General features: G+C 63.2%; 21 protein-coding genes, 1 tRNA gene and 1 pseudogene. 6 read left to right on the forward strand and 17 right to left on the reverse strand.

The genetic code is table 11. The features are described from left to right. Positions 1-16 precede the first annotated feature (16 nt). The 3 genes from C501_RS0106805 to C501_RS0106815 form a co-directional block, all read right to left on the reverse strand. Complete coding sequence (locus C501_RS0106805) at positions 17-505, reverse strand: alternate-type signal peptide domain-containing protein (RefSeq protein WP_083906564.1); 489 nt, start codon at positions 503-505, stop codon at positions 17-19. Positions 506-727: 222 nt separating this feature from the next. Beyond that, positions 728-1,222, reverse strand: coding sequence for a Fe-S cluster assembly sulfur transfer protein SufU (gene sufU, locus C501_RS0106810; RefSeq protein WP_018134881.1), 495 nt, complete (start codon positions 1,220-1,222; stop codon positions 728-730). Then, positions 1,219-2,517, reverse strand: coding sequence for an aminotransferase class V-fold PLP-dependent enzyme (locus C501_RS0106815; protein WP_018134882.1), 1,299 nt, complete (start codon positions 2,515-2,517; stop codon positions 1,219-1,221). Before C501_RS0106815 ends, sufU begins: the two co-directional genes overlap by 4 nt. A 349-nt stretch (positions 2,518-2,866) precedes the next feature. Between C501_RS0106815 and C501_RS0106820 the strand changes: the two genes are divergently transcribed. Beyond that, on the forward strand, positions 2,867-4,201 hold the full coding sequence (locus C501_RS0106820) for a UDP-glucose dehydrogenase family protein (protein WP_026174697.1): 1,335 nt from the start codon (positions 2,867-2,869) through the stop codon (positions 4,199-4,201). A gap of 54 nt (positions 4,202-4,255) precedes the next feature. On the opposite strand, the gene pth is transcribed toward C501_RS0106820, so the two are convergent. The 5 genes from pth to C501_RS0106850 all read right to left on the reverse strand — a co-directional run bounded on the left by pth (position 4,256) and on the right by C501_RS0106850 (position 8,389). After that, positions 4,256-4,840: an aminoacyl-tRNA hydrolase gene (gene pth / locus C501_RS0106825; RefSeq protein WP_018134884.1), complete on the reverse strand. Its 585-nt coding sequence runs from the start codon at positions 4,838-4,840 to the stop codon at positions 4,256-4,258. A 33-nt stretch (positions 4,841-4,873) separates the two neighbouring features. Continuing rightward, the gene (locus C501_RS0106830; protein ID WP_018134885.1) at positions 4,874-5,497 is read right to left on the reverse strand and encodes a 50S ribosomal protein L25/general stress protein Ctc; all 624 of its coding nucleotides are present in this window, start codon (positions 5,495-5,497) and stop codon (positions 4,874-4,876) included. Positions 5,498-5,712: 215 nt separating this feature from the next. Continuing rightward, a complete protein-coding gene (locus C501_RS0106840; protein WP_018134887.1) occupies positions 5,713-6,693 on the reverse strand; it encodes a ribose-phosphate diphosphokinase in 981 nt (326 codons plus the stop codon). Further along, positions 6,693-8,264, reverse strand: coding sequence for a bifunctional UDP-N-acetylglucosamine diphosphorylase/glucosamine-1-phosphate N-acetyltransferase GlmU (gene glmU / locus C501_RS0106845; protein ID WP_018134888.1), 1,572 nt, complete (start codon positions 8,262-8,264; stop codon positions 6,693-6,695). The genes C501_RS0106840 and glmU overlap by 1 nt, the downstream gene beginning before the upstream one ends. A gap of 52 nt (positions 8,265-8,316) precedes the next feature. Then, a tRNA-Gln gene (locus C501_RS0106850) sits at positions 8,317-8,389 on the reverse strand. Positions 8,390-8,697: 308 nt separating this feature from the next. Here C501_RS0106850 and C501_RS0106855 point away from each other — a divergent pair. Then, positions 8,698-9,300, forward strand: a complete 603-nt coding sequence (locus tag C501_RS0106855) for a TetR/AcrR family transcriptional regulator (protein WP_018134889.1) — start codon at positions 8,698-8,700, stop codon at positions 9,298-9,300. A gap of 50 nt (positions 9,301-9,350) precedes the next feature. Here C501_RS0106855 and C501_RS0106860 read toward each other — a convergent pair whose 3' ends face one another. The 5 genes from C501_RS0106860 to C501_RS12755 form a co-directional block, all read right to left on the reverse strand. Then, positions 9,351-10,850 (reverse strand): aldehyde dehydrogenase family protein, encoded by a 1,500-nt coding sequence (locus C501_RS0106860; RefSeq protein ID WP_018134890.1) that lies wholly within the window; start codon positions 10,848-10,850, stop codon positions 9,351-9,353. Positions 10,851-10,897: 47 nt separating this feature from the next. Continuing rightward, entirely contained in the window at positions 10,898-12,100 is a 1,203-nt protein-coding gene (locus C501_RS0106865; RefSeq protein WP_018134891.1) for a M20 family metallopeptidase, read from the reverse strand. Next, on the reverse strand, positions 12,093-12,764 hold the full coding sequence (locus C501_RS0106870) for a DUF1028 domain-containing protein (protein ID WP_018134892.1): 672 nt from the start codon (positions 12,762-12,764) through the stop codon (positions 12,093-12,095). Before C501_RS0106870 ends, C501_RS0106865 begins: the two co-directional genes overlap by 8 nt. Further along, the gene (locus tag C501_RS0106875) at positions 12,761-13,207 is read right to left on the reverse strand and encodes a RidA family protein (RefSeq protein WP_018134893.1); all 447 of its coding nucleotides are present in this window, start codon (positions 13,205-13,207) and stop codon (positions 12,761-12,763) included. The genes C501_RS0106870 and C501_RS0106875 overlap by 4 nt, the downstream gene beginning before the upstream one ends. A gap of 212 nt (positions 13,208-13,419) precedes the next feature. Further along, positions 13,420-14,559, reverse strand: a complete 1,140-nt coding sequence (locus tag C501_RS12755) for a flavin-containing monooxygenase (RefSeq protein WP_018134894.1) — start codon at positions 14,557-14,559, stop codon at positions 13,420-13,422. A 117-nt stretch (positions 14,560-14,676) separates the two neighbouring features. Between C501_RS12755 and C501_RS0106885 the strand changes: the two genes are divergently transcribed. Beyond that, entirely contained in the window at positions 14,677-15,600 is a 924-nt protein-coding gene (locus tag C501_RS0106885; RefSeq protein WP_026174699.1) for a LysR family transcriptional regulator, read from the forward strand. A gap of 11 nt (positions 15,601-15,611) precedes the next feature. On the opposite strand, the gene C501_RS12760 is transcribed toward C501_RS0106885, so the two are convergent. Together C501_RS12760 and C501_RS14865 are read right to left on the reverse strand one after the other, a co-directional pair. Beyond that, complete coding sequence (locus C501_RS12760) at positions 15,612-17,123, reverse strand: primary-amine oxidase (RefSeq protein ID WP_018134896.1); 1,512 nt, start codon at positions 17,121-17,123, stop codon at positions 15,612-15,614. 6 nt (positions 17,124-17,129) lie between these two features. Further along, a complete protein-coding gene (locus C501_RS14865) occupies positions 17,130-17,570 on the reverse strand; it encodes a hypothetical protein (protein ID WP_018134897.1) in 441 nt (146 codons plus the stop codon). Between the two features lie 314 nt (positions 17,571-17,884). On the opposite strand from C501_RS14865, the pseudogene C501_RS12765 reads away from it, so the two are divergent. Beyond that, positions 17,885-19,282 (forward strand): annotated as a pseudogene (locus C501_RS12765) (purine-cytosine permease family protein). A 76-nt stretch (positions 19,283-19,358) separates the two neighbouring features. After that, positions 19,359-21,152 carry an ABC-F family ATP-binding cassette domain-containing protein gene (locus C501_RS0106905; protein ID WP_018134900.1) on the forward strand — a complete coding sequence of 598 codons (1,794 nt, stop codon included), beginning with the start codon at positions 19,359-19,361 and terminating at the stop codon, positions 21,150-21,152. Between the two features lie 41 nt (positions 21,153-21,193). Here the strand turns inward: C501_RS0106905 and C501_RS0106910 are convergent, their stop codons facing one another. Beyond that, positions 21,194-21,634 (reverse strand): MarR family winged helix-turn-helix transcriptional regulator, encoded by a 441-nt coding sequence (locus C501_RS0106910; protein ID WP_018134901.1) that lies wholly within the window; start codon positions 21,632-21,634, stop codon positions 21,194-21,196. Between the two features lie 49 nt (positions 21,635-21,683). Here C501_RS0106910 and C501_RS12770 point away from each other — a divergent pair, with 49 nt between their 5' ends. Then, complete coding sequence (locus C501_RS12770) at positions 21,684-22,259, forward strand: DUF6790 family protein (protein ID WP_211206355.1); 576 nt, start codon at positions 21,684-21,686, stop codon at positions 22,257-22,259. A 36-nt stretch (positions 22,260-22,295) separates the two neighbouring features. On the opposite strand, the gene C501_RS0106920 is transcribed toward C501_RS12770, so the two are convergent. After that, positions 22,296-23,333: a 4-(cytidine 5'-diphospho)-2-C-methyl-D-erythritol kinase gene (locus C501_RS0106920; RefSeq protein ID WP_051064489.1), complete on the reverse strand. Its 1,038-nt coding sequence runs from the start codon at positions 23,331-23,333 to the stop codon at positions 22,296-22,298. Positions 23,334-23,426: the final 93 nt, after the last annotated feature.

Below are 23,426 nucleotides of genomic sequence, written 5' to 3' on the forward strand. Positions count from 1 at the left end.
GGACCTGCCGGGCCGGTCAGCGGATCTGCTGGAGTGAGACGGCCAAGCCGCTCAGGTTAGCGGTCTGGTTCTGGACGAGTTCGTCATCAGTGGCCGAACCGGTACCGCCTTTGGCGAAGGCCACGGTGACTCCGACATCGAAGGTGTAATCACCGGGTGCATCGATCTGCACTGTTCCGCCGGTCTGAGTCATTCCGCTCGGTAGGTTCTCGGCAACCACGCTGACGGTGATATAGGGCTTCCATGCATCCGGGATAGCGGTCTGCAGAGAGTTCTGGTCGATGCCCACACTGTCCTTGAGGTTATTTCCGCTCGCGTTGACCGTCAGGTTCTGGCTAAATTTGATGGTGTCGCCCGGAACCAGTTTGAACGTCGCCGGGTCGATCGTCAGCGCTCCGGTCACGCCGGTGGAGACGTCTTTCCAAGCGCCCGTGGCGCCCAGGACCAGTTTGAGCTGCCCCGTGGAGATCTGGCCGGCGTTGATGCCTTTGCTGTCCTGCCAGATGGCCTAGGTTCCTCCGCTGCCCAGCAGAAGCAGGCCCGCGATTCCCGCCGCTACGGATGCCTTGGCTACTTTATTCATGATCCGGCCCCTTAGTTCTGATCCGAGTGTTCAAGACAGCCGGTTGAAGCGGTCTTTACTCTTCACGGTAGGCACCATGACCATGATGTGATATGCCTCACCGGCTAGATCTGCCCTGCCGATCAGCTATTTTTGTGCAGCACGTCAAGCAGTCGTACCCGACTCGAGCTGCATCAGCGCGGCCTCAACAGCGACCCAGGCCAGCATCGCGCATTTGACCCTCGCAACGTACCGGGCGACTCCCGCGAAGGCCGCGGCTTCACCCAGGAGCTCCACCAGTTCCTGGCCGTCGGAGGCCTGTCCCCGGGAGCGGAGCATCTGCCGGAAGTGCCCTATGAGTTCTTGGGCTTCAGCTCGGCTCAGGCCTTTCAGGAGATCGCTGAGCACCGAGGCCGACGCCATCGAGATAGCGCACCCCACCCCGTCCCAGACCATCCCCGCGACCTCGTCCCCTACTGCATCGACCCGAACGGTGATTTCATCTCCGCAGACGGGGTTCATCTGGTGGGATTCGGCGTGCGCGGCCCCGGCGGGGATCCCAGCTGTCATGACCCCTGAACCCGGTGGCACAGCACCGTGCCTGGCTTTGGAGTGCTCCAGGATGATCTCCTGGTACAACGCATCGAGTCCGGTGCTCACGCCCGCTCCTCTTTTCCGGTCTGATCCGCTGTACCGAAGTATCCCCGGACGTCGGCCACCGCTTCGAGGAAGGCGTCGACTTCCGCTTCTGTGGTGTAGAGATATGTACTGGCCCGTACGCTCGCGGTCAGCCCCAGCCGCCGGTGCAACGGCTGGGCGCAGTGATGGCCCACCCGCACGGCGATGCCTCGGTCGTCCAGGAACTGGCCTACATCGTGGGCGTGGACGCCCGCAACGTCGAAGGCCGCCAGGCCGAGACGTTCTTGGCCGGCCTTCGGGCCGAGCAGACGGACTCCCGGGATCTCCTGCAGCCCCTGGGCCAGACGCTGCCCCAGATGCGCTTCCCAACCGACGATCCGCTGCATACCGGTCTCGGCAAGGTAATTGACCGCTACCGAAAGCGCAATGGTCTGCGATATCCGCTGCGTCCCGGCCTCGAAGCGCTGCGGCGGCGGAAGGTACCCTGCGGATTCCATGGTCACCGAAGTGATCATGGAGCCGCCAGTGAGGAAAGGCGGCAAGTCGGCTAGTAGCTCAGAGCGCCCGTAGAGCCCGCCGATCCCGGTCGGGGCGAGCATCTTATGCCCGGAGAACACCGCGAAATCCACGTCCAGGGCTTTGACGTCGACTGGCAAGTGAGGCACGGATTGGCAGGCGTCCAGGACGACCAGCGCACCGGCTCGCCTGGCCAGGGCAGTGAGCTGAGCGACCGGCGTGATGCTTCCCAAGACATTGGAGGCGTGGCTCAGCGCGAGCACTCTAGTCTGCGGGCCCAGCAGCACAGCGGCCTGCTCCAGGTCCAGGTCCCCCTGATCGGTGATCGGGATATAGCGCAGCCGTGTGCCCGTGCGGCGTGCCAGCTCCTGCCAGGGAATCAGATTGGCGTGATGCTCCAGTTCCGTAACCAGGATCTCGTCGCCCGGGCCCATGGCGAAACGACGCGAAGCCTCCGGGGCCCCCGGGAGGCTGGCGTTGGAGAAGGAGTAACCGAGCAAATTGAGCGCTTCGGTGGCGTTGGATGTCCAGACCAGCTCCCGCTCATCGGCCCCGATGAACTGTGCCACTACCTGACGGGCTGCTTCATAAGCCTCTGTGGCCTCCGCCGCGAGCCAGTGGGCGCCGCGGTGCACTGCGGCATTGCGCTGCTCGTAGAATTCCTGCTCCGACTCCAGCACGCTGAGTGGTTTCTGCGAGGTGGCCCCGGAGTCCAGGTAGGTCAGCGGCTTGCCGTTGACTTTTTGCGACAGAATCGGGAAGTCATGACGGATTCGTTCGACGTCCGTCGACGCTAACATGACTTGTGGATGCCCGGAGGCTGCCGCTTGCGTTACTGCGGGCACTGGACTCCTTGGTATTTCCTGATACGAGCTGTTGGCATCTGATCGCTGACCGGCGCAGCGAACTTAATCATTCTCCCACCTTCCGCTGCACGCCGGAACCTTGCTCAGGCATGCGCTATGTGATCTTCATGTCATCCGGGCCGGAGTCTGCCGCCGTACCTCATCCCGGAGGACCCCGGGAATCCGGCGCTGGCTACCGAATCCGCGGCGGGTTCGGCAGCTCGCTCATCAATGATGCGGAGTGTAAGGTAAAAAAATGTCCAGCTATGGACATTATTGGGGCGAAATAACAATAGGTATGGTCATGAAGATTTCGGTGATCGGCTGCGGGTACCTGGGTGCTGTGCATGCTGCGGGGTTAGCCAAATTAGGGCATGAAGTGATCGGCGTCGATGTCGATGAAGCGAAGATCTCCGAACTCCGAGCTGGGCGAGCTCCTTTCTTCGAGCCGCAGCTGCCCGAACTGCTCAGCGAGGGTGCGCAGAGCGGCCGGCTGAGCTTCACCACCGACATCTCCGATGTCGCGGGCTGCCAGGTGCACTTCGTCTGCGTCGGCACTCCTCAGCGCAAAGGGGATTATGCTGCCGATCTGAGCTATGTCGATGCTGCCTTCGAGGCGCTCGCCCCGTATCTGGGCAGTGGCGAAGTGGCGGTCTGCAAATCGACCGTTCCGGTGGGCACGGCACAGCGCATCTCCGATCGGCTGGCGGAGACCGCCCCCAGAGCGATTCTGGCCTGGAACCCCGAATTTCTGCGTGAAGGCCATGCGGTCAAGGACACCCTGGCACCGGATCGCCTGGTGTACGGCCTGCCCACCGGTAACTCCGGGGCACAAGCAGCTGAGCTCCTGGACAAGGTGTATCAACAGCCGATGGCCGCGGGAACCCCGCGACTGCTGATGGATTACGCGACCTCCGAATTGGTCAAGGTCGCCGCGAACTACTTCCTCGCCACCAAGATCTCCTTCATCAACGCCATGGCTGAAGTATGCGATGCCGCAGGAGCGGATGTCAGCATGCTCGCGGATGCCATCGGCATGGATGAGCGAATCGGCCGGAAGTTCCTCAACGCCGGGCTGGGTTTCGGCGGAGGATGCCTGCCCAAAGACATCCGGGCGTTCATGGCCCGGGCCGGTGAGCTCGGCGCGGATCAGGCCCTGACCTTCCTCAAAGAGGTCGATGCCATCAATATGCGCTTGCGCATCAAACTGGTAGAACTCGTCCGCTCGCTCTTCGCCGAACCCGGCGCGTCCGCTGCTGCGCCGCTGCTGGGTAAGCGAGTCACCGTCCTAGGCGCCGCGTTTAAACCGGATAGCGATGACGTCCGCGATTCACCTGCGCTGAATGTCGCCGCGCAGCTGCAGCTGCAGGGGGCTACCGTCACGGTCTCAGACCCGGAAGCCATTCCCAATGCCGCACAGCGCTTCCCCACCCTGGCTTATGAAGCAGATATGGATGCGGCCCTGGAAGGGGCGGATATCGTGGTACTACTCACCGAGTGGAATCAGTACCGCGAACTCGACCCGGTCACCTTGGCCGGGAAGGTCAGCGGCAAGAAGATCGTTGATGGCCGCAATGTGCTAGACCCTACCGCCTGGCGTGCAGCCGGCTGGACGTATCGGAGCCTCGGCCGCCCCTGACACCTCGCGGCGAGTGCCGCTGGAGTGAATCAGACGAACCGGAAGCCGACTCTGTTATTCGGCCGGGGCGTGGAATTTCTGCTGAGCTGCGACCAGCCCGGCCTCGATGAGCAGCTGCACTGCATCCGCTCCGGCCTGCACGAGAAAAGGCAGATCTTTGCGTTCTGCTGCGGAGAACGGCTTGAGCACATAACCTGCGGCATCGGAGCGACCCGGGGGACGTCCGATGCCGACCCGAACCCGGTAGAAGTCTTTAGTGCCCAGAGCCTTGGCGATATGGCGTAAGCCGTTATGGCCGCCCTCACCACCGCCGAGTTTGAGCTTAATGGTGTCGAAGGGGATATCCAGCTCATCATGAACGGCGATGACCCGCTCCGCGGGGATATCGAAAAATTTAGCCAGCGCGGCTACCGGACCACCGCTAAGGTTCATGTACGTCTGTGGTTTCACCAGGACGAGTTTGGGGCCGCCGGGGCCGAGGCGGCCTTCCGCAACAAGCGCTCTGGATTTATGCACCCGGAAATTCACCTGAAGACGCCCAGCGAGCTCATCGGCCACCATGAAACCGATATTGTGCCGGGTATGACTGTAGTCGGGCCCGGGGTTACCGAGCCCGACTACCAGCCAAGTGTCGCTCATACGATGCGTACGGTGAAGGAAGCCGCCGGCTGATTACTCGGCGGCCTCGCCCTCAGCTTCGGACTCGGCAGACTCTTCAGTCGCCGCCGGCTCTTCCTCGCCCTCCTCGCCCAGGTCCTGCTCCTCTGGCTCGGCAACGTTGACGATGAGAGTGTCCGCATCAACCAACAGGGCCACGCCCTTGGGCAGCAACAGATCAGATGCCAGGACGTGGGCCCCAGCCTCGCGGCCCTCGACGCTCACCAGCAGATTATCCGGCAGATCAGTCGCTTCGGCTTCGATGCTCACCGTGGTTGCTTCCTGGTTGGCAACAGCACCGGGTGCGGGCTCGCCCTCAACGGTCACGGGGACATCCACGGTGACCTTCTCGCCGCGGCGCACGGTGAGCAGATCGATATGCTCGATGATCTGGAGCACGGGATCCCGCTGAATGTCCTTGATCAGAGTCAGGTGCTCTTTGCCGTCGAGGTCGATGGCTACCAGGGCGTTGGCGTTCCGGGCCACGCGGGCGGTCGCCAGCTCCGGCAAGACAATGTGCACGGGGTCTTCGCCGTGACCATAGATGACCGCCGGGATGAGGTTATCGCGGCGGGCCCGGCGAGCAGCGCCTTTACCGAATTCGGTGCGCAGCTGGGCGGCAAGTTTGTTATCAACCATGATTGCTCTCCTTCTCAGTTACGGCGGGATCGGGATCTTCGATGAGATCATGCTGTCGAAACCGCTCAGGCACAGCTCTGCAGGCTGATCACTGAGAAGTCAAGACCGTGTCGATCACGGGGAATGCCGTCAATCGCATTGCTGCGGCCTCCCCCTCGCCAGGGTACTCATTCAGTATAACAAGACGGCAAGAGCGCCCTGCCATTCAGGTCCGCTCAGGCTTTGCCGTCGAACAGCGAAGTCACCGAACCGTCTTCGAAGACTTCCTTGATAGCCCGCGCGATGAGCGGCGCGATGGAGAGCACGGTGAGGGTGTCGAAACGCGCTGCATCGGGAATCGGCAGGGTATTGGTGACCACGACTTCCCGGGCCCCGCACGAGGCCAGCCGCTCCGTTGCCGGGCCGGAGAACACGGCGTGTGTCGCCGCGATAATCACGTCCCGGGCACCGGCGTCCTTGAGCACTTGGACCGCTCCGGCGATCGTGCCGCCGGTATCGATCATGTCATCGATCAGCACGCAGGTACGACCGGCGATATCTCCCACCACCTGCTTGGATACAGCCTGGTTCGGCACGGTCAGATCCCGGCTCTTGTGCACGAAGGCTAGCGGCGCTCCGCCGAGGCGCTCAGCCCACTGCTCAGCGACCCGCACCCGGCCGGTGTCCGGTGACACCACGGTGATCTCATCGACGTTAACTTTGCCGCGGATGTAATCGGCTAGCAACGGAATGGCCATCAGGTGGTCCACCGGACCGTCGAAGAAGCCTTGGATCTGGGAGGTGTGCAGATCGACGCTCATCAGCCGGTTCGCACCCGCGGTTTTATACAGGTCTGCGATGAGCCTCGCGGAGATCGGCTCACGTCCGCGCCCCTTCTTGTCTTGCCTGGCATACGGATAGAACGGAGAGACCACGGTGATTCGCTTCGCTGAAGCGCGTTTGAGCGAATCTACCAGGATCAGCTGTTCCATGAGCCAGTTGTTCATCGGCGCGGGGTGGGACTGCAGCACGAAGACATCGGCGCCGCGCACGCTCTGCGCCGCACGCACGTAGATCTCCCCGTTGGCGAAGTCATAGGCATCCACCGGCAATAAGTCCGTGCCCAGTTCTGCGGCGATCTCTCGTGCCAGTTCCGGGTGCGCCCGGCCTGAGGCCAGAAGCAGCTTCTTCTCTCCGCGTACAGTGATCTCGTTCATCAGCGCTGGCTCTCTTCTGTCTCAGCCGGATCTTCAAGGGACTCAGGGGATTGGTCTCGGGTTTGATCCGATGCGTCCTGCTGTGCAAGCGCGGCCTGTGCCGCCTCTGCAGAAACGCTGCCGGAACGATGCTCGGTCACCCAGCCAGGCAGGTTCCGCTGCGCGGCGACGGACAGGGTCAGCGCACCGGGCGGCACGTCTTTGCGGATCACCGCTCCCGCGCCAGAATACGCGCCGTCCCCGACTACCACGGGAGCCACGAACACGGTGTTTGAACCGGTGCGCACTCCGGAGCCGATCACGGTGCGGTGCTTTTTCTCCCCGTCATAATTTGCTGTGATGTTGCCGCAACCGATATTGCTGTCCTCGCCGATATCGGCATCCCCGGCGTAGCCCAGGTGGGAGAGTTTGCTGCGGGCGCCGATCCGCACGTTCTTGGTCTCATAGAAAGCGCCGATCTTGCCTGCCTCGCCCAGTACGGTGCCAGCACGCAGATAGCTGTAGGGGCCGACTTTAGCGCCTGCTGCGATGATCGCCTCAGTACCGTGGGTGCGAGTCACGGTGGCGCCTTCGCCGACCTGAACATCGCTGAGCGTGCAGTCCGGCCCGATCACCGCATCGCGTTCCACAGCGCTTTCGCCGTGCAGCTGCACTCCCGGCAACAGGGTGACGTCTTCGGCCAGGCGCACCCGGGTATCCACCCAGGTGCTCTGCGGGTCCACCACCGTCACTCCGGCACGCATCCACTTCTCCAGGGTCCGGCGGTTCAGTTCGGCCCCGAGCGCCGCCAACTGGACGCGGTCATTAGCGCCTTCGACCTGCCAGATGTCATCGGTCCTCATCGCGGCCACTCGGCCACCGGCTGCTGCGGCGATGCCCAGCACATCGGTCAGATACAGCTCGCCCTGCGCGTTATCGGTAGTGAGCTGGCCCAGGGCCTCGCTGAGGACCACGGCGTCGAAGGCATAGATCCCGGAGCTGATCTCCTGAATGGCAAGCTCCTCGGCGCTGGCATCTTTGTGTTCCCGGATACCGGTCACCGAACCGTCGGCGGAACGGAGCACCCGGCCGTACCCGGTGGGGTCCGGAACCTGCGCCGTGAGCACCGTGACGGCGTTGGTATCGCGCTCGTGGGCTGCAACTAATTCCGTCAGCAGCTCAGCACTCAGCAGGGGAACATCGGCGTAGCTGACCAACACGGTACCTTCAAGCTGGCCGGCTCGGGCCTCAGAGAACGCCCGGACAGCCGCACGCACGGCGCTGCCAGTACCGGGAACCTCGTCTTGATCGACGATCAGGGTTTCCGGATCCAACTCGGCAGCAGCGGCAGCCACCAGCTCCCGTTCATGCCGAACCACGACCGCAAGCCGAGCGGGCTGAACTCCACGCGCTGCCACGAGCGCATGGCCTAGAAGCGGCAGCCCGCCGATCTCATGCAGAACTTTAGGAGTGCGGGATTTCATCCGAGTGCCAGCACCCGCCGCCAGCACGATCACCGTGGGAGCGGAAGCACCCGACGCCTCTGCGTCCGGCCAGGCATTGGCATCTGCTGAGCTCGTATCAGCGGGCATAGGGCTCAAATCGGGCGCTCCTCACTCGGCACGATTTCCGGCGACTTTCTCGTTCCGCCTCTAGGATTCGAACCTAGACTCCACGGCTCCAAAGGCCGGGGTGCTGCCGATTACACCAAGGCGGACCGCATTTGCGCAGAACCATGATTTCACAGATCCACGAATCCTCAGACACACAGAATCCTGCACAGATACGACCCTTTAGTTTGCCATGTATCGCATTGGCCGCGCGACTCGGCAGCGGGCTCGCATGAGCCGGCGCCTACTGACCAGTAGGCCCCGAGCGGCTCACCTCTGCGACAGCCACGCGTAAAGCTCAGTAGTACTTGGGGATCGGCAACGCACTTGACATGATGGAAGCATGGTTATTCCATTGCACACCCCGGCGGGCTCAGCTGGCAGCGAGGACGGTGCCACGCCAACCCGGGCTAGAATGACCGGGCCGCAACGCCGGAAACAACTCATTGGGATCGGTCGGTCGCTGTTCGCCAGCCGTGGACTCGACGGAACCACGATCGAGGAGATCGCGGCCACCGCCGGGGTCACCAAGCCAATCATCTACGAGCACTTCAGCTCGAAAGAAGGGCTCTACCGGGAAGTGGTGGACAAGGAGTCCGCGCTGCTGCTGCAGGTCATGACGGATGCCCTGGCCCGCACCGACGACGCCGGCCCTCGGGTGCTCATCGAGCGTGCTGCCCTGGCCCTACTGGGATACATCGAAGAGCACAGCGACGGCTTCCGAATACTGGTTCGCGATTCGCCGCCGGCGGAACCGGAAGGCGCCTATTCAACGCTCCTGTCCCGGATCGTAGCCCGAGTGGAGCACATCCTGGCCGATGAGTTCGATCGACGCGGCTTCGCTCCCGCGGACGGCTCGATGTACGCGCAGATGCTCGTCGGCATGGTGGCGATGACCGGCCAGTGGTGGCTGGATGCCCGCTCACCGGATAAGCAGGCCGTAGCAGCGCATCTGGTAAACCTGGCCTGGCACGGCCTCACGGGGATGCGCGCTGATCCGCAGCTACATAACGACTGAACCCGCAGGTGTTAACAGCCGCTGAGCGGTCGTTAGCACCTGTGGGACCACTATGCTCCGTGCTGAATCCACGTGGTCTTCCAGTCTGTGTAGTTGTCCAGCGCGTGCCGGGAGAGATCCCGGCCGAAGCCGGATTGCCGGAAGCCGCCGAAAGGCGTGGTGAGGCCCAGCGCATCGACGGTGTTGACCGAGACGGTACCGGCGACCAGACGGTCACTGACCCGGTGCGCCCGGGACAGATCCGTGGTCCAGAGCGAAGCGGCCAGTCCGTAATCGGTGTCATTCGCTAACCGGATGGCTTCAGCTTCGGTATCGAAAGGGAGCACGGCGACGACCGGGCCGAAAATCTCTTTGCGATGCAGTTCATGATCCGCCGCGAGGCCGGTGACGATAGCGGGGCGCAGGTAGGCGTCTGAACCGGTGATGGTCAGGCGCTCTCCCCCGCTGAGCAGGGTGCCGTCCGCCGCCGCGCGCTGGATGGCGCCCTGGACGGAATCGGTATGCGCTTGACTGATCAGGCTCCCGTTGCCAGCTTCCGCCGCCAGGGGGTCGCGGGGCTCATAGTCTCTGGCCGCAGCAACCAGCAGATCCAGGAATTCTTGCTGTGCCTCCCGCTGGATCAGGATGCGGGAGTTCGCCGAGCAGATCTGCCCCTGGTTATAGAAAGCACCGAAGGCCGCTTTCGCCGCGGCGGCGGGCAGGTCGGCATCGGCGAAGATCAGATTAGCGCTCTTCCCACCCGCCTCCAGCACCAGCCGTTTCATATTCGACTGTCCGGAGTCGATGAGCAGCTGATGCGCTACCGCGGTGGATCCGGTGAAAGCCAGAACATCGACATCCGGGTGCCGCGCGATCCGGCTGCCGGTGGTCGCACCGCGGCCGGGAACAACGTTGAGCACCCCGGCCGGAATCCCCGCTTCCAGCGCCAGGTCGGCAAGGCGCAGCGCGCTCAGGGAAGTCTCCCAGGCTGGTTTGAGCACTACTGAGTTCCCTCCGGCCAGCGCCGGCGCCAGTTTCCAGGAGGCGATCTCGAGAGGGTAATTCCAGGGCACGATCGCACCCACCACGCCTCGCGGAACCCGGCGCACCAGGGCGGTGGACCCTGCTGGGGTCTCCGGGATCTCATCGAAGCGCTTATCGGCGAGCTCGCCGTACCAGCGGAACGTCTCTGCCGAACCCGGAATGTCGACGACGCGGGTCTGCGCTATCGGCTCCCCCGAATCCAAAGTCTCCAGAAGAGCCAGCTCATCGAGGTTCTCCATCAGCAGATCCGCCAGGCGGATCAGGATCCGCCCCCGCTCTGCAGCGCTCATCCCGCTCCAGCGACGGTCCGCAAAAGCCTGCCGTGCCGCCGAGACGGCGAGGTCGACATCCTGATCCGTTCCTTCATGCAGCTCAGCGATAGGCCGCAAGGACCCCGGGCTGATCGCTGAGCTGACACTGGCCCCGCCCGTCTCCCTGCGGCTGCCGTCGATCACTGCTCGGCCATCGATGGCGAGCTCCAGGCTACGGGCGCCCCAGTCGGTATCGTTGCGATTCGTGGTAGTCATCGTTCCTCCTGAACGGGGTTATCCGGGTCGAGCAGATTGATGCGGAACTACGCTGAGTCAATCGAGTCGGTTGACTCAGTCGATGAGGTGGTGACCGCGTCGATCACAGTCCAGGCCATGAATACCGCGGCGTCGAGCAGCGCTTTCTCCGCCGCCGGGCCGCGGCAGGCCTCCGCGAACTCCTTCTGATGATTGCTGTAGGGCAGGGAATCCACGCCGATGTACGGATGAATCGCAGGAACCAGCTGAGACACATTGCCCATATCGGTCGAGGCCCGGTTCATCCTGCTCGCGGTATCCGCGGCGGCGAAAACCCGGCCCCGGGCTTGAGCGTTACGACGGTAGAAATCCAGCAATCTGTGATCAGTGCGGAATTCAGCATAGGGCCGTGACTCCGGAGTGATGCTGAGCCGAGTGCCTGTGGCGAGGGCACCGGCCTCGAAGCATTTGCGCACCCGCTGCTCCAGCTCCTCCAGCTCTGCGAGGGTGTTGGCCCGCACGTACCAGCGCCCCTCGGTGCGCTCCGGGATAGCGTTCGGCGCCGATCCGCCGACCGTTTGAATGCCGTGGACTCTGGTATCCGCGGGGAGCTGCTGCCGGAGCAGGCCGAGAGCGACCTGCGCGACGATGAAGGCATCATTGGCGTTGACTCCCTGATCCGGGTACGCCGCCGCATGCGCGGAGACGCCGTCATAGGCGATGTGATGATGCGCCACCGCGAAAGGACGCGCCTCAGCAACGTCTACCGGTGCCGGGTGGACCATCATCGCCAGATCGAGATCCTTGAACGCTCCCGCGTCAATCATCTCGATCTTCCCGCCGCCACCCTCTTCCGCCGGGGTTCCATAGACCCGCACGGTGATGCCGAGCTCATCGGCTAGCGGGGCCAGCGCGGCACCGGCGCCAACGGTGCTGGCCGCTATCAAATTGTGTCCGCAGGCATGCCCCAGGCCTGGGAGCGCATCGTATTCAGCCATCAATCCGATGATCACGGGACCGTCTCCGACTTCGGCCAGAAGCGCGGTCTCCAGGCCGAGATAATTCAGGCTCACCTGGAACCCGGCTGCGCTGAGCGCATCCCCCACCCACCCGGCAGCACGGTACTCCTGCCACGCGGTCTCCGGATGCGAGTGCAGGCTCTCAGAGATCGCAATCAGCGCAGCAGACTGGCTGAGGACGGCCTTCTCGGCTGCCTCTTTGAGCGCGGCTGTCCGTGGACTGTCTGCGAGCGCAGCGGCCGGATCAGTCATCACCTGGAACCCCGTAGGCAGGAGCCTTCGCGGGGTGCAAGCCACGGTCAACGTAATCATCGCGCTGCGGAAGCCAGCGCGTCAGCACAGCGGTCAGTTCATCGACAGGGTCGGCATTAGTCCAGTCCACACGGAGGTCGGTGACTCGCCAGCCCGCCTCTCGGACCACAGCCAGGCCGGCAGAGTGCACCGGCCCGGCTTCCCCACCGGCTGCTTGAGCAGCCCGCATCGCTGCGAGCAGTCGGAGTTCCAGGTCTCCTGTGGCTCCTTCGAAAGCCTCGATCATGCGCTGTGGAATATCGGGATCGGCGAGGAGGTTGCCGCCGGCTGCGACACCGTCTCCGATGGCATCGCCGAAGACTCCCAGGGACCGCTCCCCGGAAAAAGCAGCCGCACGCCCCGCCGCATCGACCACAAGGAGCTGCCGGAATTCCATATACTCTGTGGTCTCGACGAGTTCTGTCAGCGCCTGGGCCGCCGTGGCACCGGAATCCAAGAGCTCCAGCAGCATCGGCCCGAGTCTCGGATCAGTGATGTTCTGCGAATTCACTGCACCGAGATGATCTGCAAGATGAATGCACCTGGCAGCAACAGCCTGAGACGATGAGCACACCGCCGAGCCCAGCGCGCCGGAGGCATCTGTGGCGACGAGCGAGAATGTCATACTTCCTCTCCTGTCGAAGGTGCTGGGCTCGCCGAGCTGAGAACCGCGATGGCATCGATTTCGACGAGCCACTCCGGGCGCGCCAGAGCACTGACGACAAGACCCGTGGAAACCGGGAAGACACCGGATAGCCAACGGCCCATGACCTGATATACCGGCTCCCGGTACCGAGGATCGGTGAGATACACGACCACCTTGACGATGTTCTGGAGTGAGGACCCGGCCTCTTCGAGCAGCATCGCGATATTGGCCATCGCTTTTTCAGCCTGTGCGGTGACGTCTCCGATGCCCACCGATTCCCGGGTCTCAAGATCCTGACCGATCTGCCCGCGCAAGTAAACCACTCCTCCGGCGACAACTGCCTGGCAGAGATCGTTATCGAGGTTCTGCTCGGGGTAAGTTTCTCGGGTATTGAAAGGGCGAATACGTGTGTGCGTCGGCATTACACTGCTCCGGAGTTCATCGATACGGACTGTTGTTCATACGCCAACTCAGCAGAGGGCGTTTCAGCGCAGGACGGTGGTGCCAGGGACGAAGCAGAAGAATGCGGTTGAGGTTGATAGGACTGATAGCTGCGTTGAATAGCGATCTGATCTGCCAGATACTGCGCGTCGTACCAGACGCCCCAGATGAAGCTCGACCCTCGACGGGACTGCTAGGGCAGGCCCAGGAAATAGATACCGGGCTCCTGAGCGACCCCCCGCTGGTGTACCGGGCGCCCCTGCGGGTCGAAAGCAGGAACCTGGAGCCAACTGTAGTCCAGAGCGAATCCGGTGGCCCAGATCACCGAGGAGACCCCTGCAGCCTCAAGGTCGATGCTCCGGATCGGGTCTGTGACGCAATCCGGCTCGGCGGCGAAGACCCTGGCCTCTGGCTCTTCCGGCAGGTCCAGTCCGTTGCGGACGATATAAGCGTCCGCTTCGTCGAGCAAGCAGAGGTAGCTCCGGTCTCCCCTGGCCAGGTTGACCTCGAGATCCGGAGCGAAATACACGGTGCTGTCCCGGAAGGACTCGGCCCGGCCCAGCAGGGTCACGCCATTAGCGGCCAAGGCTCGGAAATCGACGGTATGACCGCCCCGGGCCCCGCTGACCGCGATTGTGACATGCTCAGCCCCAGCTGCCGGAGTCGTCGCCTCCCAGTGGCCCAAGACTCCCAGCCACCAGCAGAAGTCCCGGCCCCGGTAGCTGCGCGGCGGTCGGTCGTGCGGGCCGACAGCCAGATAGACCTGGCGCCCTGAGCGCTGCAGCTCATCAGCGATCTGCACGCCCGAGGAGCCCGCGCCCACTACGAGACAGCCGCCTTCTGGCAGCTGCTCCGGATTTCGGTAGGCGCTGGAGTGGATCTGATGGATGCCCGCTTCTTCCGGGATGACGGCGGGAATGACCGGGCGCTGAAAAGGTCCTGTCGCGGCCACCACATACCTGGCTGAGATAGTCCCCGCAGAGGTCTCCACCCAGAACCCGGGCCGGCCGCTATGACGCTGCACAGCCGTTACTTCCACGCCCGTGCGGATCGGCGCGTCGATCTTTTCCGCATAGGCGACGAAGTAGTCCGCCACCTGCTCTTTGGAGGCGAAGCCGTCCAACGGCAGTTCGAAGTCCAAGCCGGGAAAACGGTCATGCCAAGCTGGCCCGTTCGCCACCAGGGAGTCCCAGCGCGCGGAGCGCCAGCGCTCGGCGATGCGCTGCCGCTCGAGCACGAGGTGCAGTATGCCCTGCCTGCTCAAGTGCTCGCTCATCGCGATCCCGGCTTGCCCTGCTCCGACGACGACGACTTCCGTCTCCTCAGCCGACATCACGCTCTCCTCTGCTTCATCGCGGACCTCTGAGCTTCAGCGTAAGAAGAATCAACTACATCTGTACAGATGAGAATATTGAAGGGTTGCATCAAAAAGGTTGATACCATATCTGAGGTGAGACGCCTTGCTCGCCCCGATATGACCCTAGTTCAACTGCGCTACTTCATCACCGCAGCCATTCACCGCTCGATGACCGAAGCGGCAGCGGATCTCTATGTAGCGCAGTCTGCGGTCTCAACCGCCATCGCGCAGCTGGAGAAATCTCTTGGAGTGCAGCTTTTCGTCCGGCAGCGCAGCAAAGGGCTCGCCCTCACCGACGCCGGCGAGCAGCTGCTGCGGGACGCCCAATCCCTACTGGCCCAAGTCGATGAGATCTCCGACGCCGTCCGCGGGCAGCACCACGAAGTCAGAGGCACGCTGCGCCTGGCGTGCTTCGTCACCTTGGCACCATTCGTGCTGCCCGAGCTGGTCTCGCGCGTCGAAGCAGAGCATCCGGAACTGCGTATCGAAGTCATCGAAGCCGATATCGAAGGCACCACCCGCCTACTCCTTGACGGCTCGGTAGAGGCGGCCATCGCCTATGACTTCGAGACTATCCACGACCTCGCCTTCGAAAAGCTGTATACCGCACCCCCGAAAATCATCCTCGCAGCGGACCACCCGCTGGCTCGTCGTGAAGAACTCGAGTTGGAAGCTTTGGCCGGCCAGGACCTAGTGCTCCTGGACCTGCCGCAGTCCCGCGAATACTTCCTCGACATGCTCAAGAACGCCGGAGTGGAGCCGAATATCCGCTACTCATCACGCAGCTATGAGACAGTGCGCTCGCTCGTAGCCCGTGGGCAGGGGTACTCCATTCTCAATCATGCCCCTGCATCGCCGACCACCTACGGGGGCGGGGAGCTGCGCGCGATACCCATTGCCGGAGCGGTCTCCGCACTGAACGTGGGGTTCGTCCGCGTCACCAAGGTGCGGCCGACAGCCCGGACCAAGGTGATCGGAGCCATCGCCCGCGCGATATTCGCCCCCAGCGCCGGTTAACCCCGACAGGGTCAGCACTGACAGGCAGATTCCCCGGCTTCCCCAGCGTGATCGGGCCGTTCCGACGGAGGCACGTCGAGCGTCGGGTTCTGATCGAAGAAGCCGGTCGGTTTGAGCGTGAAGCCGGTGTAGTCGACAGGCATGATCGGCCAGTCCTCAGTCCGCGGAAAATGCGTCAGCCCGAAACTGTGCCAGAGCACGATGTCCTCATCTTCGACCCCTCGGTCAGCCCGGACGAATTCCGGCAGCCCCGGGGTTCCAATGCTCTGATTCACGAAATCACCGCACGGATAGCGCTCCCCCTCGGCGAAACGCGTCACCCACAGATGCTTAGTGGCGAAAGCAGCCCTGCGGCTGATGGAGGAGTCAGCAGCCGCCGCGAGGGTGGGCTGACCTTCCGGGAAGAGCGTATAGGCCACCGGTTCCCCCACCCGGTTCTTAGTGCCGCTGTTGACAATCTCCCAGACTCTGCCGACTGTACCATCGGCCACACGCTGGCCCTGCGATTCGCGGCAGATGACCTCCCGGGTCCGCGAGAAAGCGTTCCCGTGCGGATTCTGCTCGCTCCGCGGCAGACGCTTGAGATCGCGCTCGTGCACAGTGTTGCGCGCGCCGTCCACGGCCATATCCAGCCTCGCGCAGAACAAATGCTGATGATACGGGGCCGCGAGTCCCGGCGCGATCTGTGATGCATAGGGGTAGTCAGGGCCCGGATACCGTGTGGTGAAGACGATCCTTGTCGCCTTCGCCTCGAATTGGATGGTTCCGTCCAGATAGAAGTACCAGTAGAACCCGTAGTCGTAATTGCCGACCGTGGTGAAGAAACTGACGACCAATCGGCGCTGCCGCCGGGAAGCCTGGTGCTGAGCCCAGTCATCGGTGTGCTTCCAGAGCACCCCGTAGTCTTCTTCGTGAATGCAGATCGCCTGGTCGATCACCCGGGGGTTGCCGAAAGCGTCGGCGACAACCGGTGAGAGGTAGGTGATCTCCCCCAAGCAGTCGCAGCCGAGTTCCAGGGAATTTGCGTCCCTGCCCACGAGATACTCGCCGGTGTCAAAGTAGTTCTGCCAGGAGCGGTACGGAGCCGGATCCCCATAAGGAACCACCATTTCCGCGATAGAAGCCCGGTCGATGATCGGCCTCCGGCGGCCAGCGTCTTCGAAACCGATATCGCCGAGAATCAAGCCTTCTCTGGAATCGAAGCCGACATGAAGATCCCAGTTCTGCCACCGCAGCACATTGCCGTCGAGCGTGAAGCTCGGGCCTTCCGGCTGGATGATCTGCAGCGGTTTGAGGTCCGTGCGCAACGGTCCGGTGAGTTCCGGACGCTCGTAGTTCCCATCGGTGATCGGGTCCGCCGTGGGGCCATCGTCAATGATCCGCACCACGCAGCGCTCGATGACATCCACGAAGGCTACGAGCTGATCCATCGGGTTCCCCCAGGCGTATTCTCCAGGCTGCTTCTGTACGAAAGCCAGGCCGCGCAAGAGCCGGCGTCCTGTTTCACCTTCATAGTCGAACACCCCTGCCTATAACGGCGCGATCCGGACCTGACCCGGCGTCAGCCCTCGCGTGGCCAACGCCTCAGCCCAATCAGGATCTGCCGCCAGCACCTCTTCAAGAACGTCGAATTCCTCGAGAAGTATCGGGGCCTGGCCTACCAGTTCCGGGTCGACCAGGGTCTCGGCAACGGTCACCCGGTGACTGAGATCCACCAGGACGTCCCAAGTTTCACCCGTGGTGATATCCAACAGGACCGCACGAGCCTGGCGCGCTGGGGCCGCACCGCCCTCGCGCAGACGCCGCATCTCGTTCTTGGCCGGTTCCTTAAGCGATAGATAAGTGACCCGCACGGTCTCCGTCAGCCGACCTGCAGCGGTCAGGTGGTCGCGCACCGCCGCGATCTCTTCAGCACTGAGCGGGTTGAGCGGATGGCTCTGCCCTTCGATTTCGGTAACAACGGTGGTCACTTGCTGCTCCTCCCAGCTTCAACCGGGTCGGCTGGTACCTCCCCGGGTACCAGGAGTACATCGCATCGGCACCGGTTGCGCCAATAAACGATCGCGGTGCAGTGGATCATTTAGCCAGATTCTGAAGTCCGGGATGCTCACGGGGCTGATCCGTCTAGCCGGCGTTCCTGTTCCAACGCTCAAGACCAGAAGAAAATCAAATTTTTTGATCTAATGTTTCTGATTTATGAAGTTAACAGATGGGTGGTAAACGCCGATTATAGATTCAATGCAAAGAAGCGGCCGGGGCCTCGGGCGCTGCTGGAGAGGGGTCTATGACCAGCACGGCTCATCCATCGCCCACAACGCAGTCGCTCATCGTCTTCGAGACCAGGCACATCCTGCCGATCCCGGAACACGAGCGGACGAGTTCCGCGCCCTCACTCCTGGCGATCTGGGTGAGTCTCAACATGATGCCGCTCACCGTAGTCACCGGGGCGATCGCCACCGCGACCTTCGGGCTGTCTATCGGCTGGAGCATCGCCGCGATTCTCGCCGGGAATGTGATTGGCGCTTTTGCCGCCGCTCTGCACTCCTCCCAGGGGCCGCGCCTCGGCGTGCCGCAGATGCTCCAGGCACGTGCCCAGTTCGGCTTCTACGGAGGCACGATCCTGGCGTTCATCGCCTTGATGATGTTCCTGGGCTTCTTCGCCAGCATCCTGGTGGTCGCGAAGGATAGTCTCCTAGCTGTCTTGCCGGATCTGAACTCTACGGTTGTCCTCATCGTCTTCGCGGCAATAGGCATCGCCATCACCGCTTACGGCTACGATCTGCTGCGCAGAGCCATGATGGCGCTATCGGTGATCGTGGCAGTGATCGTCGTGGTTTCGATGATCCTGTTGTGGCTTCAGCCGGCAGCGACCCAAACCGCACCGGCTGCCGGCTTCACGCTCGAAGGCTTCTTCGGGATGCTGGCCATGGGCGTGGTCTGGCAGCTGGCCTATGCGCCCTATGTTTCTGACTACTCTCGGTACCTGCCGGTGCGTACCGGGCCCCGGCAAGCCTTCTGGGTCACCTACTTGGGCCTGACTCTCAGCTCTGTCTTCGTTATGAGTCTGGGCGTGCTCCTGGGCTCCGCAGACCCGGATCACCCGCTGAACGCACTTTCGGCACTCCTGGGGCCCTTCGGAGTCATCGGGCTTCTCGTCTTCGCCTTCAGCTCGGCCATGATCAATGCCGCCGCTCTTTACTCCGGGGTGATGTGCGCGCTCACTACGGTCAATTCGACGTTCCGGCGAGTCACGACCACTTCACGGGTCCGGGTGATCACCACGATCCTCTGCGGCCTCATCGCTACGGCAGTCGCTCTCGCCGGCGAGAGCGACTTCGTGACGATGTTCCAGAATTTCGTCAGCATCCTGCTCTACCTGCTGATCCCCTGATCTGCTATCAATCTCGTGGACTACTTCATCACCCGCAGAGGAGACTACGCCGTAGGCGAGTTGTTCCAGCGCGACGGCGGACGCTACGGCCGCTGGAATGCTATCGGGCTGACGACCTATGCCATCGGGCTGCTATCCCAGCTGCCATTCCTAGTCACCCCTCTATACAACGGGCCGCTGGCCCCGGCCCTCGGTTACGTCGATGTCGCCTGGATCTTCGGCTTCCTGGTCAGCGGAACCCTCTACCTGCTCCTTTTCCGACGGGCTGAGCGGTCAGGTACGGCGGATTAGAAGCCGCGCAACCCTCCGTACCTGACCGGTCGGGGGGATCAGCGAGGGATCAGCGGGGAAGTAGAATGATCAGGACATGGCACATCTCCTCGGGGCAGAAGCTCTTCACCTGGAATACCCCACGCGGGTCGTCTTCGATTCGGTGTCGATAGGGATCGAGGAAGGCGACCGGATCGGCATCGTCGGCCGGAACGGCGACGGCAAGTCCAGCCTGCTCGGGATGCTCGCCGGAACCATCGAACCGCAATCCGGAAGGGTCACCCGCCGCGGGGATGTGCGCTTCGGCGTCCTGACCCAGCGCGATGACCTGGATGCTGAGGCGACAGTGGGATTCTCCATCGTAGGAGACCGGCCCGAGCACGAATGGGCGAGCGATCCTGCCATCCGCGATGTGATCAGCGGCCTGGCCGCCGATGTACCCTGGAACGCGCGGATCGGAGAGCTCTCCGGCGGACAGCGACGACGAGTCGCCCTCGCCGCCTTGCTCATCGGCGACTGGGACCTGATCGCCCTCGATGAGCCCACGAACCACCTCGATGTCGAAGGCATCGCCTGGCTCGCGGGCCATCTCAAGAACCGCTGGGCTAAGAACGCCGGTGGGCTGCTGGTCATCACCCACGACCGCTGGTTCCTCGACGAGGTCTGCACGGAGACCTGGGAGGTGCACGACGGCATCGTCGAGGCCTTCGAAGGCGGTTACGCCGCCTATGTACTCCAGCGGGTCGAACGGGACCGGATCAATGCGGCCACCGAGCAGAAGCGACAAAATCTGATGCGCAAAGAGCTCGCTTGGCTGCGCCGCGGCGCCCCGGCCCGGACGTCGAAACCGAAATTCCGCATCGATGCCGCCAATCAGCTCATCTCCGATGTGCCACCGGTCCGGAACCCCATCGAACTGCAGCAGATGGCCGTGGCCAGGCTCGGCAAGGACGTGGTCGATCTTGAAGAGGCTGGCGTCACCTTCGGCGACCGTCAGATCCTGCGGAATCTGACCTGGCGACTCGCCCCGGGTGAGCGCACCGGAATTCTGGGCGCGAACGGCAGTGGCAAATCCACCCTGCTCAGCCTGCTCACGGGAGCCCTGGAACCCACCTCCGGGCGGGTCAAGCAGGGCAAAACGGTGCAGCTGGGGCTACTCGATCAAGAGTTCTCGCAACTTGCCGAGATCGGCGGGGATCGGGTACGCGAGGTGCTGGCGCGCACCCGAACCACCTTCACGATCGACGGAAAAGATCTCACCCCGGCACAGCTGCTGGAGCGCCTCGGCTTCGCGCGGGAGCACCTCTCCGCACGGGTCAGCGAGCTCTCCGGCGGCCAGAAGCGCAGGCTTCAGTTGCTGCTGCTCCTGCTGAGCGAACCCAATATGATCGCCTTGGATGAGCCGACCAATGATGTGGACTCGGATATGCTCGCCGCGATGGAGGACCTGCTGGACTCCTGGCCCGGTACGCTTATCGTCGTCTCTCACGACCGCTACCTGCTGGAACGCGTCACGGACCAGCAATACGCGATCTTTGACGGACAACTGCGCCACCTGCCCGGCGGGGTCGATGAGTACCTCCGGCTGCGCCAGGCGCAGCCCACCTCCGCACAGGCCACTGCCGCTTCACCGGCTCAGAGCAGCACCGCAGAGACCCTCTCCGGCGCTGAGCGCCGCACCGCCCAGAAAGAGCTATCCGCCATCGAGCGCCGCATGAATAAACTCAGCAGCGATGTCAAAGATGTGCACGCACGGATGGCCGCGCACGACCAGAGCGATTTCGCCGGCCTGCAGGCGCTCACCGAGCAGCTGCGCGCGGCGGAAGTCGAGACCTCCGAATTGGAGGAGCGCTGGCTGGAGCTGTCCGAACAGCTGGAGCCCTCGGCCTAGCACCCCAGCACTCCAGCTGACTCAAAGTCGGCCTGCCCTGCTCACCCCTCCTGGGAATCGACTGATCCCGCGCCCAGTAGCCCGGCCAGCTGCGCGGTGTCGGCGAGGTAGCGCTCATAGGGAAAGCCGCTCTCCAACAGGGATTGCTTGAGTTCATCGGCAAGCGGACGTCCGGTGTTGTGGAAGGCCTGCGAGCCCTCCTCCGTGAGCGTGACCAGCTTACGCCGGCCATGCGCCGGGTCCTGATTGATCGACACCAACCCGGTCTGGAGGAGCGGCCGGAGTGCCCGGCTCACTGCCGGATCGGAGACGACCAGTGCTTCGGCGAGCTGATGCTGGGTCATCGGCGCTTGTTCTTCGAGTGTGCCAAGCAGCCTCAGCTGACTGTAACCGAGCTGGTCCTGAGCCTGCATGCGCTCACGCGCATGTCCGCCTAGAAGCGAGACCACCCGGTGCAGCAGATCAGCAAGTCCTTCATCCATGAATTTAATTCTAGCTCAAGTCTTGCGCATGCAATATTAACAATGCAAGATGAAAGGCATGGATACGACATACCTCGCTGAAGCAGCCACTCCTTTGTTCTTCCCGGCCATCGCAGTGATCGGCGCGGCCATTCACGCCCGCAGCCGGCGCAGTAAGCACAGCACCAGTCCAGCTAGCGCGGAGATCTGGTTCCGCTGGTGGGCCCTTGTCGCGCTCAGCGGCGGAAGCCTCTGGATGACCCTTTCCTTCCTTACCATCCCCGGAATCATGACCGAGATGATCGGATTCCAGAACACACCCTTCGTCACCGAAATAGCCTTCGCTAACCTGGGCCTCGCAGTCATGGGGTTCCGCGCCGTTCACGCCTCGTACCGGGAACGCATCACCATCGCGCTCGGCACCGGGATGTTCCTCTGGGGCGCAACCCTGGGCCATCTCTACCAGTGGTTCGCACACGACGATACCGCGCCCGGCAATATCGGCGCAGTGCTCATCTACGATCTCGCGCTACCAGCGCTGCTGATCGTCTTCGCACGGCAAGCCCGCAAGCAGGCTCAGCTGCCGACAGCCACCGTCCCACAAGAACAAGCGCCGATTGCCTCAGCAGAACTCGGCACCCGCTGAACTCCGCCGCTTCCGCCTCGGCGCACCCTCAACGCGCTACAGGTTGAGATCGGTGACGATTTTCGCGCCGTGCGCTGGAGAATGCACCGTATACGCCCAGCACCGGGCACCATCGGCCAGCTCTTCCTGCGCGACGCGCGTGGCCAGATCCTCAGCGTGCTCGGGGTCCCGGGCCAGCAGCGCCACCGTCGGCCCCGAACCGGAGACCAGACTGGCCAGAGCACCGAGCCTGTCACCAAGAGCCAGCACTTCTTTCAGCTGCGGGGCCAGCCTGGCCGCAGCGACTTGCAGATCATTGCTCAGCAGTGGAGCGAGAGCCTCGGCATCGCCATCGCGTAGTGCCTGGAGGACTAACGGGTCGACACCCTGCGGTTCTGCCGGCTCGCTGCCAGCGGCGGCACGCATCCGGTCCAGCATGTCGAAGACGGTGGGGGTCGCCAACCCGTACCCCGCCTGCACGAGCACCCAGTGCAAGGGCTGGGGCGCCAGAACCGGCGAGAGCTCATCACCCACGCCGACGCCGATCGCCGCTCCGCCAAGCAGTGCGAAAGGCACATCCGCACCCAGCTCCGCACCCAGGTGAGCCAGCTCCTCCCGGGCCAGTCCGGAGCCCCAGAGCGCATCGCAGGCCAGGAGGGCAGCAGCGGCATCGGCGGACCCGCCGCCCATCCCGCCCGCCACCGGGACCTGCTTCACGATATCCAAATGCACCCCGGTGGATTGTTCGCTGATCTCGGCCAGCAGCTTCGCCGCCCGGACCGCCAGGTTATTGTCGTCGAGAGGCACATCCGTGGGCTGCGGCTGACCTTCCGGGGGGCGGATCGAGACAGTCACGCCGCTTTCCGGGGTGGCCGTAGCGATGACTTCCTCATACAGCGAGACCGCGAGGTAGACACTGACCACAGAGTGATAACCATCAGCGCGGAGCGGCCCCACCGAGAAAGAGACGTTGATCTTCCCAGGCGCTTTGGCTCGCACACTGCGGTGAGCGCGCGGCAGCGTATTGGGCGAACGATGATGCTCTGAAGAGGGGGAAGGCTGCGTGCTTTGAGGGTCAGTGCGCGGCTGCTTCATAGCCCTAACCTACTGTATGAGAATCCTCGGTCAATGCGGGGCGGTTTCCGCAGGTAGCGCTCAGAGCATATCGTCAAGCCAGCCCCCGGCCCA

Source organism: Acaricomes phytoseiuli DSM 14247 (genome assembly GCF_000376245.1).
Classification (GTDB): domain Bacteria; phylum Actinomycetota; class Actinomycetes; order Actinomycetales; family Micrococcaceae; genus Renibacterium; species Renibacterium phytoseiuli.

Coding starts and splice junctions, on each gene's coding strand:
- C501_RS0106815 (WP_018134882.1), bottom strand. CDS start 2,517: ATGTTAGCGTCGACGGACGTCGAACGAATCCGTCATGACTTCCCGATT.
- C501_RS0106820 (WP_026174697.1), top strand. CDS start 2,867: ATGAAGATTTCGGTGATCGGCTGCGGGTACCTGGGTGCTGTGCATGCT.
- pth (WP_018134884.1), bottom strand. CDS start 4,840: ATGAGCGACACTTGGCTGGTAGTCGGGCTCGGTAACCCCGGGCCCGAC.
- C501_RS0106830 (WP_018134885.1), bottom strand. CDS start 5,497: ATGGTTGATAACAAACTTGCCGCCCAGCTGCGCACCGAATTCGGTAAA.
- C501_RS0106840 (WP_018134887.1), bottom strand. CDS start 6,693: ATGAACGAGATCACTGTACGCGGAGAGAAGAAGCTGCTTCTGGCCTCA.
- glmU (WP_018134888.1), bottom strand. CDS start 8,264: ATGCCCGCTGATACGAGCTCAGCAGATGCCAATGCCTGGCCGGACGCA.
- C501_RS0106855 (WP_018134889.1), top strand. CDS start 8,698: ATGACCGGGCCGCAACGCCGGAAACAACTCATTGGGATCGGTCGGTCG.
- C501_RS0106860 (WP_018134890.1), bottom strand. CDS start 10,850: ATGACTACCACGAATCGCAACGATACCGACTGGGGCGCCCGTAGCCTG.
- C501_RS0106865 (WP_018134891.1), bottom strand. CDS start 12,100: ATGACTGATCCGGCCGCTGCGCTCGCAGACAGTCCACGGACAGCCGCG.
- C501_RS0106870 (WP_018134892.1), bottom strand. CDS start 12,764: ATGACATTCTCGCTCGTCGCCACAGATGCCTCCGGCGCGCTGGGCTCG.
- C501_RS0106875 (WP_018134893.1), bottom strand. CDS start 13,207: ATGCCGACGCACACACGTATTCGCCCTTTCAATACCCGAGAAACTTAC.
- C501_RS12755 (WP_018134894.1), bottom strand. CDS start 14,559: ATGTCGGCTGAGGAGACGGAAGTCGTCGTCGTCGGAGCAGGGCAAGCC.
- C501_RS0106905 (WP_018134900.1), top strand. CDS start 19,359: ATGGCACATCTCCTCGGGGCAGAAGCTCTTCACCTGGAATACCCCACG.
- C501_RS0106910 (WP_018134901.1), bottom strand. CDS start 21,634: ATGGATGAAGGACTTGCTGATCTGCTGCACCGGGTGGTCTCGCTTCTA.
- C501_RS12770 (WP_211206355.1), top strand. CDS start 21,684: ATGAAAGGCATGGATACGACATACCTCGCTGAAGCAGCCACTCCTTTG.
- C501_RS0106920 (WP_051064489.1), bottom strand. CDS start 23,333: ATGAAGCAGCCGCGCACTGACCCTCAAAGCACGCAGCCTTCCCCCTCT.